At 47.7% G+C, this 15979-nt stretch carries 13 protein-coding genes; 5 read left to right on the top strand and 8 right to left on the bottom strand.

What is annotated here, in order from left to right; translation table 11 throughout:
* Positions 1-273 precede the first annotated feature (273 nt).
* Together S7335_RS14385 and S7335_RS14380 are read left to right on the top strand one after the other, a co-directional pair.
* Positions 274-1305 (top strand): formamidase, encoded by a 1032-nt coding sequence (locus tag S7335_RS14385; RefSeq protein WP_006457022.1) that lies wholly within the window; start codon positions 274-276, stop codon positions 1303-1305.
* A 75-nt stretch (positions 1306-1380) separates the two neighbouring features.
* Positions 1381-2709, top strand: coding sequence for a cytochrome P450 (locus tag S7335_RS14380; RefSeq protein ID WP_006456645.1), 1329 nt, complete (start codon positions 1381-1383; stop codon positions 2707-2709).
* 34 nt (positions 2710-2743) lie between these two features.
* Here the strand turns inward: S7335_RS14380 and S7335_RS14375 are convergent, their stop codons facing one another.
* Both S7335_RS14375 and S7335_RS14370 read right to left on the bottom strand, forming a co-directional pair.
* Complete coding sequence (locus S7335_RS14375; protein ID WP_038016264.1) at positions 2744-3466, bottom strand: dienelactone hydrolase family protein; 723 nt, start codon at positions 3464-3466, stop codon at positions 2744-2746.
* 104 nt (positions 3467-3570) lie between these two features.
* Positions 3571-4377 (bottom strand): fatty acid desaturase, encoded by an 807-nt coding sequence (locus S7335_RS14370; RefSeq protein WP_006456566.1) that lies wholly within the window; start codon positions 4375-4377, stop codon positions 3571-3573.
* Between the two features lie 313 nt (positions 4378-4690).
* Here S7335_RS14370 and S7335_RS14365 point away from each other — a divergent pair, with 313 nt between their 5' ends.
* Positions 4691-5917 carry a TetR/AcrR family transcriptional regulator gene (locus S7335_RS14365; protein WP_006456633.1) on the top strand — a complete coding sequence of 409 codons (1227 nt, stop codon included), beginning with the start codon at positions 4691-4693 and terminating at the stop codon, positions 5915-5917.
* Between the two features lie 305 nt (positions 5918-6222).
* Here S7335_RS14365 and S7335_RS14360 read toward each other — a convergent pair whose 3' ends face one another.
* Positions 6223-6669, bottom strand: coding sequence for a YaiI/YqxD family protein (locus tag S7335_RS14360; protein ID WP_006455333.1), 447 nt, complete (start codon positions 6667-6669; stop codon positions 6223-6225).
* A gap of 365 nt (positions 6670-7034) precedes the next feature.
* On the opposite strand from S7335_RS14360, the gene asnB reads away from it, so the two are divergent.
* Entirely contained in the window at positions 7035-8525 is a 1491-nt protein-coding gene (asnB, locus tag S7335_RS14355) for an asparagine synthase B (protein ID WP_006457601.1), read from the top strand.
* Between the two features lie 89 nt (positions 8526-8614).
* Here asnB and S7335_RS14350 read toward each other — a convergent pair whose 3' ends face one another.
* The 4 genes from S7335_RS14350 to S7335_RS14335 all read right to left on the bottom strand — a co-directional run bounded on the left by S7335_RS14350 (position 8615) and on the right by S7335_RS14335 (position 12594).
* Positions 8615-9529 (bottom strand): glycine betaine ABC transporter substrate-binding protein, encoded by a 915-nt coding sequence (locus S7335_RS14350; protein ID WP_038018466.1) that lies wholly within the window; start codon positions 9527-9529, stop codon positions 8615-8617.
* A 47-nt stretch (positions 9530-9576) separates the two neighbouring features.
* Positions 9577-10650 carry an ABC transporter permease gene (locus S7335_RS14345; RefSeq protein WP_006455283.1) on the bottom strand — a complete coding sequence of 358 codons (1074 nt, stop codon included), beginning with the start codon at positions 10648-10650 and terminating at the stop codon, positions 9577-9579.
* A 63-nt stretch (positions 10651-10713) separates the two neighbouring features.
* Complete coding sequence (locus S7335_RS14340) at positions 10714-11394, bottom strand: ABC transporter permease (RefSeq protein WP_006454026.1); 681 nt, start codon at positions 11392-11394, stop codon at positions 10714-10716.
* 63 nt (positions 11395-11457) lie between these two features.
* Positions 11458-12594 carry an ABC transporter ATP-binding protein gene (locus S7335_RS14335; RefSeq protein WP_006455078.1) on the bottom strand — a complete coding sequence of 379 codons (1137 nt, stop codon included), beginning with the start codon at positions 12592-12594 and terminating at the stop codon, positions 11458-11460.
* A 430-nt stretch (positions 12595-13024) separates the two neighbouring features.
* Here S7335_RS14335 and S7335_RS14330 point away from each other — a divergent pair, with 430 nt between their 5' ends.
* Positions 13025-14716 carry a PucR family transcriptional regulator gene (locus S7335_RS14330; RefSeq protein ID WP_006453851.1) on the top strand — a complete coding sequence of 564 codons (1692 nt, stop codon included), beginning with the start codon at positions 13025-13027 and terminating at the stop codon, positions 14714-14716.
* Here the strand turns inward: S7335_RS14330 and S7335_RS14325 are convergent.
* Positions 14651-15979, bottom strand: a complete 1329-nt coding sequence (locus S7335_RS14325; RefSeq protein ID WP_050765897.1) for an SRPBCC family protein — start codon at positions 15977-15979, stop codon at positions 14651-14653. The two genes, S7335_RS14330 and S7335_RS14325, sit on opposite strands and share 66 nt — an antisense overlap.

Raw genomic sequence — 15979 nt, 5'->3', positions numbered from 1 at the left:
TTGCTGGTTGATGTAGGTTCTAGTGCAGACGCAAGAAATGCAAGCTGAGTAATTCTTTAAAGCTCTTAGCAATCGTAATGTCGCTTAAATGACTGAGCAGATACTCAGACGTAAACACTTCTAAGCTTTCAACAGAAGCTTAAATGCCTGCTCGAATACACAACTACGTTCATCATTCCTGCAACAACCGCCACAGAATTGCTTTGCTATTTCCTTGTAGTTTAATACCTACTTCAAACTAAGAACCTTGAAAATTTTCAAGAGGACATATCAATGAGCGGACTTGGCGGACTCAATAAATCTCCCAACGGGGTCGTACTAGGCATGGTACAAGCGCAGCTTCCTTCAGTCGCCACTCCAGACGATCTGGCCGCTCAAACCAAGGTTATTTGCGACATGGTTGCCAAAGCTCGCCGCAACATGCCCACAATGGATCTCGTTGTCTTTCCTGAATATTCGCTACATGGCCTTTCGATGGACACCAATCCTGACATCATGTGCCATCTAGATGGGCCAGAAGTCACCGCCTTCCGCCAAGCCTGTATCAATAATCGGATTTGGGGTTGCTTTTCTATCATGGAATTCAATCCTAACGGCAACCCCTATAACAGCGGTCTGATCATCGATGATGATGGGGAGCTACAGCTCTACTACCGCAAACTTCATCCTTGGGTACCTGTCGAGCCCTGGGAGCCTGGAAACATTGGTATTCCAGTCTGCGACGGTCCAAACGGTAGCAAAATTGCTTTAATCATCTGTCATGACGGTATGTTTCCCGAAATGGCCCGAGAATGTGCCTACAAAGGTGCTGACATTATGCTCCGCACCGCTGGCTACACGGCTCCCATCCGTCATAGCTGGCAAATTACCAATCAGGCCAATGCCTTTTGTAATCTTATGGTTACGGCTTCAGTGTGTATGTGCGGCACCGACGGTACCTTTGACTCTATGGGTGAAGGCATGATTGTCAACTTCGACGGTCAGCCATTAGTCATGGGTAGTCACCGCCCTGACGAGATCATCACCGCTGAAGTTCGCCCTGATCTAGTCCGCGAAGCTCGCAAACACTGGAGTGTAGAAAACAATATCTACCAGTTTGGGCATCGAGGTTACACGGCTGTCAAAGGCGGTGCTCAAGACTGTCCTTATACCTATATGAAAGATATGGTAGACGGCAACTATCGTCTACCCTGGGAAGATGAAGTTGTCTATACAGATGGCACCTCCTGTGGCTTTAAGGCACCGACAAGAGACTATCAGGGAGAAGAACTCCCGTTAGCAAATGTTGAAAAGACAGTAAGCTAACTAGATCATCTTCTAGGCACCTATCAGGTTGTGTGTTTAGGCTGTATCAATTAGCTTAGACGTCTGCTGACTCTTATGATCAATTCCCAACGTAGTGCTTTACCGCCTGGCGATTTCGGTCTTCCAATCATTGGCAAGACACTGGATTTCTTCACCGACCCCGACTTTGCTAGCAAACAACATGCCAGGCATGGTCCATTGTTCAAGACCCGTCTGCTTAACCAGCCGACTGTTTTTATCAAGGGGCCGGACGCCACCCGGTTTCTGTTTAGTCAAGAAGGCGATCGCGTCGTCGTCACTTGGCCCCCTAGCGTCAAAGCTCTATTGGGACCGCTTTCTCTAGCGCTACAAACAGGCAGTGTGCATGCCGGACGTCGCCGCCTCATGGCTCAAGCGTTTCAGCCTAGAGCGCTAGAAGGCTATATCGATACTATGGTCTCTATCAGCGATCGCTACTTTCAACAATGGACCGAGATCTCAGCTCAAGACGATAGCTTGACTTGGTATCCGCAACTACGTCGCTACACCTTCGATATTGCCTGCAAGCTCTTAGTCGGCTTAGATGATGCATCTAAGACAACATTAGGAAATTTGTTTGAGGTTTGGTGTGCAGGACTATTTTCGCTACCGATAAACTTGCCTTGGACGGCCTTTGGCAAAGCGAAGCGTAGTCGAGAGCGGCTGCTAGTGGCACTAGAGGCGTTGATACGCGATCGCGAACAATCATCCTATTCTCCTGCTACCCCTGATGCTTTAGAACTATTGCTAACTGCCAAAGACGATGATGGCAACTCTTTGACTATCGAAGAGCTAAAAGATCAGGTACTGCTATTGCTATTTGCGAGGCACGAAACATTGACTTCTGCGCTCACTTCTTTTTGTCTACTAATGGCACAACACCCAGAAATTAGAGCAAAAGCTGAAGTAGAACAGAACGAACTAGCAGATCAAAGACTAACGCTAGAAACGCTCAAACAAATGACTTATTTAGAACAAAAATTAAAAGAGGTATTACGAATGGTGCCACCGGTCGGTGGCGGATTTCGCCGAGTGCTAAAAACTTGCGAGTTTGATGGCTATCAGATTCCAGCAGGATGGATGGTTCTCTATCAAATCAAACAAACTCACCAAGAACTAGAAATATACGCTCAAGCAAAGAAATTTGATCCAGAACGATTTGATCTAGAACAGTTTGAGCAAAAGCGTAAACCCTTCAGCTATATCCCGTTTGGTGGTGGCCTGCGCGAGTGTTTAGGCAAAGAATTCGCCCGTTTAGAGATGAAGATATTCGCCGCAAAGCTGCTACGCGATCATCGATGGGAGCTGCTGCCAGAGCAAGACTTAGCATTCACAATCGCCCCAACGCCTGTTCCCAAAGATGGTCTCAAAGTAAAGTTCTTTTGACTTTCACCCAACTTCCTATCAGGCTAACTAGCTCTCAATCTGACAGCTGCTCTGATAGAAAGTCTTGCATCACTTTCCATCCTCGCTCTGCTGCTGACGGTACAAAGAACATCCCTTCTGCTTTTGCCTGCGCCTTTGGATTTGTAAACGCATGAGCCGTATGCCCATACATATGAATCTGCCAATCGGCTTCCTTTTGCGTTAGCTCATCTGCTAAGGCTACCGTCTGCTCAGGCGGTGAAAGCGGATCTTCCCATCCATGTAAGACGAGTACCGCCGCTGAAATATTTTTGGCCTGTGCCACAGGTGGCGGATCGTATATTCCATGAAAGCTGACAACGCCTTTTACGTCCGCGCCACTTCGCGCTAGATCCAGCACACACTTTCCGCCAAAGCAGAATCCAATCGCGGCGATTTGACTTTCATCCACTTGAGGCAACGCTCTTATTGTCTTTAGCGCCAACGCCATCCGCGACGCCAACAATGCTCTATCTCCATTGAGCACTGCCATTAGCGACCCAGCTTCCTCTGGGGAAGTCGCACGCTTTCCTTGGCCATACACATCAATTGCAAATCCGACGTAGCCAAGCTCTGCCAACAGTTCTGCTTTCTGGGTCTCAAAATCAGACTGACCCATAAAAGTAGAAGTGATCATCACCCCTGGTCTAGGTTCGCTGTGGGTATCATCCCAGCTTACTGTCCCTTCGAATGGATTGCCCATCTCGTCTTCGTACACCAGTGGCTCTGTAACAATCACAGCGCTTCTCTCCGGCTAAAAAGCAATGTTCAAACGCTATCACATCCAGAGGGCGATCGCCCTACCTACCAAGCCCTTCTAAAGCTGAGTAATCTACGTAATCACTAGGATAAAACCCTTGCTTTCACCGGCGGCATCACCACCTTAGTCGCTAGCCCAGCCGACTGTAATCCTTTAATCAACCACCAAGTCGTATCAATTTCCCAGGGTCTCAAACCAGACTTGGCCATCTTTGGAAACGCATGATGGTTATTATGCCAACCTTCGCCATAGGTCAGTAGAGCCACCCACCAAAGGTTACGAGAATTGTCATCACTCTCAAAATTGCGATAGCCCCATAAGTGGTTGGCAGAGTTAATCAGCCAAGTACAGTGCCACAGCAGGACAGCTCGGACAAACACACCGTAAATTACAAATGACCAGCCGCCGACAGCATACAGCGCAAATGCAAGAGGAACTTGCAAAACTAAGAAGTATCGGTCGAGAAAAGCATAGTAGCGATCGCGAGCAATATCAGGCGCATACTGCGCATACACCCGACGATCAAAGACTTCAGGCTTCAAATAGAACATCCATTGCATATGGCTCCACCAAAATCCCCTCGCAGAAGAGTAGGGATCTTTTTCTGTGTGCTCGGTGAAAGCGTGATGCTGACGGTGCCCAGCCACCCAAAAAGTGGGACCGCCTTGCATCGCCAAAGCGCCGATAGTCGCAATAATATACTCTAGCCACTGAGGGACTTTGAAGCTACGGTGGCTAAGCAATCGGTGATAGCCCAAACAGATGCCAACGCTGCCAAAAAGCCAGTGAAAGGCGATCGCCATGCCTAGTGCCGACCATGAGAAAAACCAGGGAGCAAGCAGAGCCACACCGTGGACAGCAGCAAAAAAGCCAACACTAGCCCAGCTCATTCTGTGCGTAGTCGGCTCCGCAACTGATGATGAACGGCCCCGAAGCCGTGTAGGTAGATTACCAGTCGTCATAATTGTCCGGTACATGCTAAAGTGCATGCAAGTAATACTTACATCTACTAAGTTAGCTCTTCTATCGCAAACATGCAAGTATCGCTTTCATTTTTCTACAGGCCGGAGGCTGTCTCCAGTTCGCTCGTAAATGGTAGAAGGCCTATAGATAGTTCAGATTTCAGATGATTTGAGGAACTTGTAGGATGCTTATAGTCCTGAATTAAATGAACCATGTACTTAGCAGATTACCGGTGAACTAATGGCTGAAAGAAGGTTGTCTAGCCGTGAAAAAATTGTAAAATCGGCGCTAGAGCTCTTCATCCAAAAAGGGACTATTGCCACAACCACAAAAGAGATTGCAGAGCGGGCAGGCGTTAATGAAGTTACGCTCTTTAGACAGTTTGGTAGCAAGCAAGGCTTGCTTCTAGCCGTTTTAAAAGAAGCCCCGGTCCTAGATAGAATGCAAGCAGCACTGTCAGAAGTTGCCGGTTCAAACCAGCCATTGATCGCTTATGGGGAGACGACTCTAGAGCTGTTAGGGCAAATACCAGAACTCACGCGATCACTCATTTGCGAATCAGGTCAATCACCCCTTGAAAACCGCCAAGCCCTAGGTCAAGTCCTAAAGCAAGCCAACCTACAAACCGAAGGCTATCTACGCAGTACTCAAATTGCGTGGTCAGGGCTCTCTATCGAAGCCACCGCTACCCTACTGAATACGTTAGTCATTGGCCATGTCATATTATCGGCAAGCAGCGGTGGTCTTTGGCAAGACCAAACAAATTTTCTGCAAATGCTAAACGATTTGTCTCAACTGCAAAATCAAGCAGAGGATGCTATTGAAAGTAACAATGAAGCCAGTAATACTCTCACCGTCCCCGCAGCGTCAAACAATGCGGTGATTGATCTACCTGCTGAAGTCGTGCGATCGCTTTTTCAAACCGCTAAGAAACTAGGCCCGCAGCAATATGCTTTAGTCTATGTCCTCTTTGGCGCTGGGATAACCATAGAAGAAGCTGCAGAGCTCACCTCACCTTGCGTTTTTGCTACCAAAAGCCAGCACCTGCTAACGATTACCGACAAGATCGCTAACTCTCGGCAGCGGCAGGTACCCGTGAACCGTTGGATCATGGGAAATCGCTACGGCACCTATTTAAAGAATCCGCTGACTCAATGGATTAAATCCCAGCCAGATGAAAAGACTACAGTGTTTGTTTCAGCTGATAGTAAGGCACTAGAAACCGCTGGGTTACTAGCCCTATGGAACTCGATTGCAAGTGGGACTACAACCATCACAGGTAACCGTGCAACGCCTTTTCAGGCACGCCAGACTTGGTGCATTGAGCTTCTGATGAAGGGGATGAGCATAGAAAACTTGAGCATCTTGTCCGGGATGAGCTTTCAAGAACTCGAACCTTACGCTCGTCGTGCAAAAGAGAAAGCAGCACTAGAACAGGCTCTGGCAATCGATCAGAAAAAGAATTAGCCAGTGATCTAGCCTGAACTCACCTCCAAACTCAAAAGCAAAACCTTATTCAATTGCAGAGGCAGAATAGGGCATGAGAGTCATTAGGCTAAGTAAGATGATCAAACCAGCAGCAAAAAGCATTAGAGTTCCCCAGGCTGCCTGGTTTTGTCTGATCTGCTGCCTAAGAGACGTCAGGATATTTAAAAGCATCATTGTTTACCGCAAAGCTGTGATGCTTCTACCCTATAGAAAAGATATGAGGAAATGTTGAAGTACTGATTGCCATTAGTAGGTTTCGCTCTTAATTGTCCAAATCCAACTCCTTACTGATGATGCTTTGCCAAGAATCGATCCAAGCGATTTGCAAAGTTAGCTTTGTCTTTGTTGTTTAGAGGCGGCGGCCCGCCACCTATAGGCTCTGCGCCGCCTCTAAAAGACTCTAGAAAATTTCGCACCGAGAGCCGATCACCAATATTGCGAGCAGTATACTCCTCTCCTCTGGGTGTAAAGACATAGCCTCCTTTTTCTAGCACTTTCGCCGCCAGTGGAATGTCTGCACTAATCACTAAATCGCCTGATTCTAGCAGTTCTACAATTTTATTGTCAGCTCCATCAAATCCTGGAGGTACCACCAGCATCTGTACATCGGTAGGTACTTGCACCGGATAATTAGCCACTAGCGTCAGTTGACAGTTCGTCCGCCTTGCAGCTCGAAAGATAATTTCCTTGATAGCGTTAGGACAAGCATCTGCGTCTACCCATATCTTCACGGATTTCTCTCCATACCTCTTTTTTCCGTATGTCTAAGTTTAGTGCTTTATAAGACGGACGCGTTTTAGTCGCTGCTCAGTATCCATCGAGGTTTGGCAGTTCGCTCATTAGTGGGAGGAATAACGCTAAATGGGAAAAAGAAAGTGCGTTATCTACCCTGGGAAATGACCATAGTTAGCCTGATACGGCCGTCAATCAGTCGATGAATAAGCCAGGTGATGAATAAAACATCACCTCCTGTCATAACGAACTCGATCCAGCTGATAGCAATGCCAACGAGGCATCATCACCTAAGTCGAGAGAAATGAGGTAACTTTGCCGTGTTACGCTGACAACGCAGAAACCAAGACGTAAAGGATTAATTATGTGTGGTATCGCTAGTGTCTTTGGTTCTAATGCATCGACACAATATGACGTTTCCTCTATTTTGTCGCATATCGTTCATCGGGGACCAGACGATACTGGAGTGGCCAAAGGAGATAGTTGGGCGCTAGGGCATCAGCGTCTCTCTATTGTGGATGTGGCTGGTGGACATCAGCCTATGCAAGCTGTACCAACACAGCTCTACAGCATTTGTAATGGTGAAATATATAATTTTCGAGAATTACGATCGCACCATTTCTCGGACTATTCCTTCCAAACAGAAGCAGACAGTGAGATTCTCTTACCCCTCTTTCAGCAGTTTGGCAAAGAGCTGGTTCAGCATTTAGAGGGGATGTACAGCTTTGTTATTAGTGATGGCGAGGAATGGCTAGCGGGGCGCGATTGCGTTGGCGTTAAACCTTTGTATTACGGAACTACAGACGACACTATATTCTTTGCTTCCGAGCTAAAAGCATTGGTCAACTGCGCTGAGCGGATCTACGAGTTTCCCAGCGGCCACTACTATCACTCTCAAGCAGGCTTGGTGCCTTACTATCAGCTGCCTAAGACAGTCACCTTCGAGAAAGACGTCGACACTATCGTTGGCGATATTCGGCAGTCGCTGACCCAGAGCGTTCAAAAACGGCTAATGTCTGACGTCCCTGTCGGTGTCTTCCTCAGTGGCGGTCTAGATTCAAGTATCGTTGCTGCCTTGATGAAACAACAGGTCAAAGAGCTACATTCTTTTTCTGTGGGACTGTCTCATTCACCTGATCTCAGGGCAGCTCGACTGGTTGCAGAACATTTAGGCACTGTGCATCACGAATATGTCTATTCCGAAGCAGAGATGCAGACCGTTTTGTCTGATGTTATTTACTATCTAGAGTCTTACGATCCGGCTCTTGTTCGTAGCGCGATTCCTTGCTACATGGTCTCACGGTTAGCTAGTGAATATGTCAAAGTTGTGCTCAGTGGCGAAGGGGCAGATGAACTCTTCGCAGGCTATAGCTACTTCGCTGAATACGACGATTCTATGAAACTGCATCGAGAGGCGATCGCAATTCTTCAGGGTTTGCACAACCTCAATCTACAGCGAGTTGATCGCATGACGATGGCCCATAGCTTAGAAGGGCGGGTGCCGTTTTTAGACATTGACTTTATCGAACGCTGCATGTGCATCGACCCGCAACTGAAGCTCCAGTCCCCTTCTAGACCTGAGAAATGGCTACTGCGCAAAGCGTTTGAGGACTTGCTGCCACAGGAGATTGTCTGGCGTGACAAGATGGAGTTTGCCCAAGGATGCGCGTCTTCAGGCCTCCTAGAACATCACGCTAAGGCTGAAATTTCTCAAGAAGCGCTAGCCGCAGCAAAGTTGCAGGGACTGCCTGTTGATACTCAAGAAGAGCTATTCTACTACCGCATTTTTGAGCAGCATTTTCCCCATCCAGACGCGGCTAAGGTCATTGGTAGGTGGGGCGGAACGCTTCACTAAGGAGTAGAGTTCCGCCCTGGCACTCCTTGTCATGGCTTAGAGGCGAAGGTGTCTTATCTTCAACCAACGTTACAGCCAGTTGCTAACATCTAGCTGCCAATCAAACCATTCTCTTCCAAAAACTCTCTAGCCACTTCATCGGCCTCGCGCCCATTACCCGAGACTTCCCAATTCAGCTCTTGCATAGTATCTGCGTCAATCGTTGCAGAAAGCTGATTCAACAGCTCGGCTACCTCTGGATGCTCGTCGACAACTGCTTGTCTGACAATCGGCGCTGCGGGATAGGGCGGCCAGAATTTCTTGTCATCTTCTAAGACCAGCAAATCGTAAGCCGCGATTTGTCCGTCTGTACCAAAGCCAGTAGTCACATCGATCTCACCTTCCTCGATGCCTGAATACAGTAGGCCTGGATCAAGCGCAACAATCTCTTCAAAGTTGAATCCACCATAGGTTTCTCTTAATCCAGGAAGACCATCATCTCGTTCGGTAAACTCTTGAGTGGTACCAAAGGTTAGATCGCCACCTTTAGTAGATAAATCGCTGACATTTTTGATGTCTAACTCTTCTGCTTTTGGCTTAGTCATTACCAAAACGTAGGTGTTGTTAAAGTCTGTAGGCTCTAGTACCGCTAGCTCAAAGTCGTTAGCATAGGCATCTTTTACCGTGCTATAAACCGTATCCGCGCTCATGCTAGAGTCAAACTCCATGCCCAAGTGAGTTAATAGCGCAGTGCCAGTGTATTCAGGGTAAATGTCAATATCGCCGTTAACGATAGCCTGATGGTTTTCGCTAGAGCCGCCTGCGGGCTTATAGTCTGCATCAAAACCCGACTCATCTAACAAAATCTCGTAGAGGTTGCCAAGGACGTATTGCTCAGTAAAATCCTTTGAGCCAACTCTAATTTCTGGCCCACCTCCCCCACCGGTACAGGCCGTAATGATCGTCATAGAAGCCGCTATAGAAGCGCCAATTAAGCTGTGGGTAAAGGGTCGTCTCTTCAACATCAAAGTCATCCTCAAGGGAGATAAAACAAACGTTAGCAAACAGTTGCCTACGCAGAGGGAGCGGTAGCCACAATACGACTAGGATCAGCCTGACGAGCGCGGTAATTCAAGATGAACTCATAGCCTGTGATCAGCGCGATCACAAATACCGCAAACAGCAGCAACCCAATTCCAACCTGCAATTGACCCACGCTAATTACTATACCTACTGTAAGCCATATCAGCGAGGCGATCGCCAGCCCAGCAGTAATCGCAGAAATGGCAAAGGCATACCCCTTCAATCGAGGCAGCATAGCCGCCAGCAGGCTCATTACCAAAACCGGTAACCCCACTGCTCGATACTCACTATGCAGCCCAGTTAGCACCGTTGGCGTACCCGCGCTATCAACTGTAATATCCCAGGGAAGCAAAACACCGAAAATCAACGGCATAACTGCTGCGGCGAGGAGCACAGCCATTAAGCCAACTGCCGCTTTTGTGTGTTCTTTTAGCCCTTTGGGGGTTGCCCAGCTCTCTAACCGGCCAAACGCTTCTTCAAAATAAAATGCCAGGAGGGTAGCAGGTAGTGCGCCTGCTAGCATCACATGGTCTCGATTGAGAGAATGTCCGCGCAAGATCAAATCACCAAGGCCACCGCCGCCAATAAAGGCTGCTAGCGTTGCACTAGCGACTACCACCACTGCCGCTGTACGAACTCCTGCCATGATAATGGGAATGGCAATCGGTAGCTCTAGCTGCATCAAAATTGCGCGATCACGCATTCCCATCCCTCTTGCCGCCTCTTTCGTATCAGCGTCTACCTGCTCAATTCCAATCGTCGTGTTGACCAGCACAGGCAAAGTACCAATGAAGCTCAACGCCAGTAGAACAGGCGGCTTACCAATGCCCAGCAGCGGCAAAGCTAATGCCAAAATTGCCAAGCTAGGAATTGTTCGGCCAATTTTACTGAGCGTTAGCAGCGAGTTTCTTAGCCAGGCGACTCGCGAACCTAAAATCCCAAGGCCAAGGCCAAGCACAATAGAAATAGCCAATGCAACAAACGTGATGATGAGATGTTCGCTCAGCGCATTGGTAAACACCTGCGACTCATTGATGATGTAATCAAATATCTCTCCGAACACAGGAAGATCTCCCCTTTTTTTCTTTTCTTTTGGTCTATTTCTATTAAAACGACAATCGAGAATCTATCGAGCGGCCGACCCCGGTAAAGCGTTCTCTATTCGACTAATCGCCCAGTCAAACACAATGGCCAGCAACGCGGCCCCGATTGCCCCTGCTACGATCTTGTCGTTGCGTGTTCCCCCAGCGGAGATACCTTCAAAAATTAGGCTACCTAAGCTGTCGGCCCCAAAAAATGATGCCAGTGTCGCTAAACTGATAGTGGAAACGGTGGCAATTCGAATACCGGCGAAAATGACGGGCATTGCCAGCGGCAGCTCTAACTGCATCAAAATTGCGTGATCGCGCATCCCCATTCCCCTGGCCGACTCAATAACAGCCGGATCAACACCGTTAATGCCGACCGCTGTGTTACGGATAATCGCGAGTAAAGAGTAAAGCGTTAACGCAACAATGGCGGGCCTAAAGCCAATGCCAAAGATAGGAACTAGCACGCCGAACATCGCTAAGCTAGGCACGGTATAGAGCATTCCAGCGAGCTTGATGACTGGATCGTAGAGCGATCGCACCCGCGTAATCAAAATGCCAATTGGCACGCTAATGAGCACAGCAAACATCATCGTCACTAGCGTAATCAGCAGATGTCCAAGCAAAAACTCAAGCACTCGATCGGGGCGACCCACCCCTGGAATGTAGTACAGCAATCCGTCTTTAATGCTGATAAAAAACTCAGCTAGATTCTCCATCTTCTATCTTTCCTCTTCTATTTGACTTCTGCTATTGATCGAATCTTTGAGAAAAGGGAGTTTTCATCTAGCCACTGCCATTTCTGGTTTTTGCCGGATTAGCCGCTGAGCATCGTCTGCAGACACCAGGCCAACTAGGTGTTTTTGATTGTCGATCACCGGTAAAAAACGAATGCCATAGCTCAGCATCGCTGAAAAGGCATCGCGCATTGTCGCTTCTTCTTCTGTAGTTGCAACAATATCGCTAATCATCTGTGATGCTAGCCGACTGGGGTTCATCTGAGCATCTTCCAAAGTAACGTAGCCAACTAGCTTTTGTAGATCGTCAACAATAAACAAGCTTTCCATATCATGCCGCCGCATTTGACTGATGACCTCAGCGCCCGTGTCATTGTAGTTGCCGACCGTAGGCGTTGTCTGCATGACCTCACTCACCCGTACCAGCGTTAGCTTTTTCAAACCTCTATCCGATCCAACAAAGTCTGCAACAAAGGGATTAGCTGGTTTAGAGAGAATATTCTTAGGCGTATCTAGCTGCTGGAGCACACCACCAACCTGCAAAATGCAAATAAGCGTCCCCATCTTCAGCGCTTCGTCAATATCGTGAGTGACAAACATAATGGTTTTTCTAAGCTGCTTTTGCAGACGGAGGAACTCATTTTGCAAGCGATCGCGCGTAATCGGGTCAATTGCACCAAACGGTTCGTCCATCAGCATCACTGGCGGGTCCGCAGCCAGCGCTCTAGCAACACCTACCCGCTGCCGCTGTCCGCCGGAGAGCTGTCTAGGATAGCGATCACGAAACTGAGACGGATCTAGCCCAACAATGTCCAACAGTTCATCAACGCGGCGAGCCGTACGCTCTTTGCTCCAGCCCAACATATCGGGCACGAGAGCAACATTGTCTTTAATGGTAAAGTGCGGGAACAATCCTACCTGCTGAATAACATAGCCAATACTACGTCGAAGCTCGATTGTATCTTGCTTAAGCACGTTTTTCCCGCCTACAAAAATAGTGCCACCACTGGGCTCTATCAGGCGATTTACCATCTTCATGGCGGTTGTTTTCCCACAGCCCGAAGGACCAATCATGGCACAGGTTTCTCCTTCGGGCACAGAGATAGTCAAATGGTTCACCGCAGGCTGATCAGACCCTGGATACACTTTCACTACGTCATCAAACTGAATCATCGGTATCATAGGAAGCGGCCTGCTAACGACTTAGTAGTGGACTGTTAACGGATGTTTCTATTAAAGATAAACTGGTGCGCGACTGCTTCGACTAAACAAACGGAGAAAATTTACAGAAGATAAGAAAATGATGAGAATTAGCTAGCCTTGATAGGCTAAGGCTTTTAGTTGCTTCAATCTAACGCGCAATTGAATCTACAGATGAATTTACAGAAGCCAGCGGTGTAAAATCCAGCGGTGTAAAATGTCTAAACAACGATTGCGAGCAACCAAAAACTACGGTCTAACTGAACTGTTTTGAACGAGTCGCTTTCAGCTATTAGTATAGTATTTGCATACTTAGAATGAGTTTGTTCCAAGCACTACAAAACAGTGCGAAAAAGAAGATAGATTTAGAGAGGAAAATCTTCTTATAGCGATCTAACCTTTGAAAGTGGATATGCTCACAGTTCGCAAGGCTTTGAATCTGCCAATTTTCTCATCAACTCGATTAGTTGCTGGTAAAAAAGGGCTAGATAATTCGATTAATTGGGTCCATACAGTCGATAAAACAAACGCCCACTACGAATGGGAGCGGCAGGGCGTTTTGCTATTGACGAGCGGTCAGGGATTGTATGTAGAACCAAAGAGCCAAACGATGCTGATTTCTAAGCTGACTCAGCTAGGATTTTCAGGGTTAGTGCTCAGCACCGGCCACTACTTTGATCGAACGCCAAAGATTATTTGCCAGGAAGCTAACCGCCTTGGATTTCCTATTATTGAAGCACCGCCCGATCTGCTATTTATTGAAATTACAGAGGCCGTCCTCAAACGCACGGTTAATGACCAGTATGCACTGCTACAGCAGTCGGCTCAGATTAATCAGCAGCTAACATCACTTGTGCTACACGGCGCTTGTCTAAATGGTTTAGCCGAAAGACTTTCTGCATTACTTCAGCGATCGATTACGATAGAATCGCCTTCATTTCAGATACTAGCTACGGCCCAAGCGAGCGACGTAGATAGCGCTTGGGCGCATAGTCTTTCTATCAAACGGACAGCGCCAGAAATCACAGCGCATCTGACTAAAAACAAAGTTTACCAACAGCTGATAGAGACATCAAAACCGCAGAGGTTACCCGCAGTACCAGCGCTTGGAATGACAATGGAACGCATGATTGCACCGATTGTTGTTGGCGAAGAAAGCTATGGTTATATATGGCTGATTTCAGGTGTGCAGCCGCTAACGCCTTTAGATGAATTAGCCCTGAATCATGGCGCAACGGTCGCCGCGCTAATTTTAGTGAAAGAACAAGCCGTTCAAGCGGTAGAAGATCGGCTGCAGGGCGACTTTTTTAGTCAGCTGATTGCGAGCGATCGCCCCTCCTTGAGTCAGCTACAGGCACTAGCTAAAAGGTTTAACTATCACCTTAACTACGCGCATCAGGTTCTAGTCGTTCGGCATTCTTGCATCGCCCCTGCTAGTCTTTCATCCCTAAGAAGATCACTTCAGTCACAGCTTAGCCAGTCTTGCTTCTCATTTTTATTAGTCGCTCTCGAAAGTCATTTTGCGATTGTTCTAGAATACCATCCAGAGCAAAGTGATAGATTGATTAGCGAAAAAAGAGGAGAAGCGCTTGCTGACAAGATACTGTCAACACTTGACCAGACGGCTGAGAATTTAGTCGTTGGCGTAGGCTCTATTTGTATGGGGGAAGTGGAGGCTACTAAAGGGCTATTAGAAAGCTATGAGCAAGCCCAAGAAGCAGCGCACATTAGCCTTCTACTTTGTAAAAGATCTCAATCCGTAGGCGTGAGATACCCACGGGCACTCGCCTTTAAAGACTTGGGTTTGCTGCACTGGATTTATCACCTTACCCCAGCGCAGAGATCGGCCAACGCTTACCTACAGCACGTTCGTACATTAGTTGCCCACGACCGAAAGCGAGGAACGCAGTTGCTAGACACGCTAGAAATTTACCTCGACCATGGCTGTTCTATTTCAGAAACGGCCAAAGCACTTTATGTCCATAGAAACACTCTGCTAAATCGGATTAAAAGTATTGAATTACTTTGCCAGCTCGACTTAAGAGATGCCGTTCAAGGCTTCAATTTGAACGCTGCTGTTAAGAGCTACCGGTTGCATGGCTGAGCGAGATTCTTTGGCGTCAATATCACGGGAAGTCTCCTGCAAAGGTAGACCGAAAGCTTCGCGATTTGACTGAAGCTTGCGAATATACCAATCAAGAAAAGAGACAACAGAAGATTCTATTATCGGGGAGAGCTGTCCTGGTTGATAGACAGAAGAACAGATGCCCGCATAGTTATTTTCGCAAAGCATCCAGTCTTGTTCGCTAGTTGCCTGCCAAATAGCCACAACCTTTTCAAGTTCATAGTCGATGCCTTCGATAGCATCTTCGTCTACTAAAAAAGCAACTTCTATCTGGGTTTGATGGGCGTTGATAGGTATCACCCGAGTGGTCATCGTGTAGTCAGCATTCGCATGGGCCCAAAAGTTAGGTAGTCCTATTAGTCGCAAACTACCAACCTGTTCGCTCGGTAAATCACCCATCAGAGGTGCAGTAAGCTGTCCGTCCAGGCTCTCAGTCACAAACCCATCTTTAAGCGGAAAGCGAGAAACTCGAAACCAAGCGCCGTTTGGAAAACTCACCTCGTGAGGGTTTAGACCCATTGACTTCCAGAATTGATAAGCCTTGGCCAGTTCTTGTTGGAAGCGGCTGTTACTCCCACGATTATCACCCGGCAGCCCGGCATCATAGTTCGCGCTGATGAACTCAGGATGTGCGACTTGGCAGTGGTAGCACTCTCGGTTGTTCTCGAGAATTGTTTTCCAGTTGGCATTTACGACGTAGCGATCGCGTCCAGCTACTTTTGCTTTCTCTAGTCGATGCGGCGAAAGTTGAGGAGCGATCGCCTTGAGCGCAGCCTCAAAATCTGGTGGCTTAAAGGACAAACAGATAAACACAAGGCCGCAGAGTTCTCGTAGCTGAGCGCAGTATAAAGGATAATCTTTTGGCTCAAAGTTGTCTCCCATAAACCGAGCCGCCTTAAGATGACCGTCTAAGCCATAAGTCCAACCATGGTAAGGACAGACTAGCGATCGCGCGCAGCCCTTGGTTTCGTTCGTTAGCCTTGAGCCTCGATGACGGCAGAGATTAAAGTAGGCCTTTAAGGTGTCTCGGCTCTCGCGGATAATGATTAAGGACTCAGTGCCAATCGAAACCGTGAAATAATCTCCCGGCTCTCGCACCTCGCAGCTATGCCCTACAAACAGCCACTGCGTTTGAAAAATGTTCCTCATTTCAGCAGCAAAGACCTCTTCGTCTGTATAAAAAACCTGAGGAAGTGTCATTCCAGACTGATAGCTGCTGAGTATCGAAGGGAGTCTGTTCAT

The organism is Synechococcus sp. PCC 7335 (assembly GCF_000155595.1).
Taxonomy (GTDB): domain Bacteria; phylum Cyanobacteriota; class Cyanobacteriia; order Phormidesmidales; family Phormidesmidaceae; genus Phormidesmis.
The sequence above is the reverse complement of the archived record's forward strand: the minus strand, read 5'-3'. Positions and strand labels throughout refer to the sequence as shown.

Excerpts from the sequence above, each read along its gene's own strand:
- S7335_RS14385 (WP_006457022.1), top strand. The coding sequence starts at position 274 with ATGAGCGGACTTGGCGGACTCAATAAATCTCCCAACGGGGTCGTACTA.
- S7335_RS14380 (WP_006456645.1), top strand. The coding sequence starts at position 1,381 with ATGATCAATTCCCAACGTAGTGCTTTACCGCCTGGCGATTTCGGTCTT.
- S7335_RS14370 (WP_006456566.1), bottom strand. The coding sequence starts at position 4,377 with ATGAGCTGGGCTAGTGTTGGCTTTTTTGCTGCTGTCCACGGTGTGGCT.
- S7335_RS14365 (WP_006456633.1), top strand. The coding sequence starts at position 4,691 with ATGGCTGAAAGAAGGTTGTCTAGCCGTGAAAAAATTGTAAAATCGGCG.
- asnB (WP_006457601.1), top strand. The coding sequence starts at position 7,035 with ATGTGTGGTATCGCTAGTGTCTTTGGTTCTAATGCATCGACACAATAT.
- S7335_RS14350 (WP_038018466.1), bottom strand. The coding sequence starts at position 9,529 with ATGTTGAAGAGACGACCCTTTACCCACAGCTTAATTGGCGCTTCTATA.
- S7335_RS14340 (WP_006454026.1), bottom strand. The coding sequence starts at position 11,394 with ATGGAGAATCTAGCTGAGTTTTTTATCAGCATTAAAGACGGATTGCTG.
- S7335_RS14335 (WP_006455078.1), bottom strand. The coding sequence starts at position 12,594 with ATGATACCGATGATTCAGTTTGATGACGTAGTGAAAGTGTATCCAGGG.
- S7335_RS14330 (WP_006453851.1), top strand. The coding sequence starts at position 13,025 with ATGCTCACAGTTCGCAAGGCTTTGAATCTGCCAATTTTCTCATCAACT.
- S7335_RS14325 (WP_050765897.1), bottom strand. The coding sequence starts at position 15,979 with ATGAACAGACTCCCTTCGATACTCAGCAGCTATCAGTCTGGAATGACA.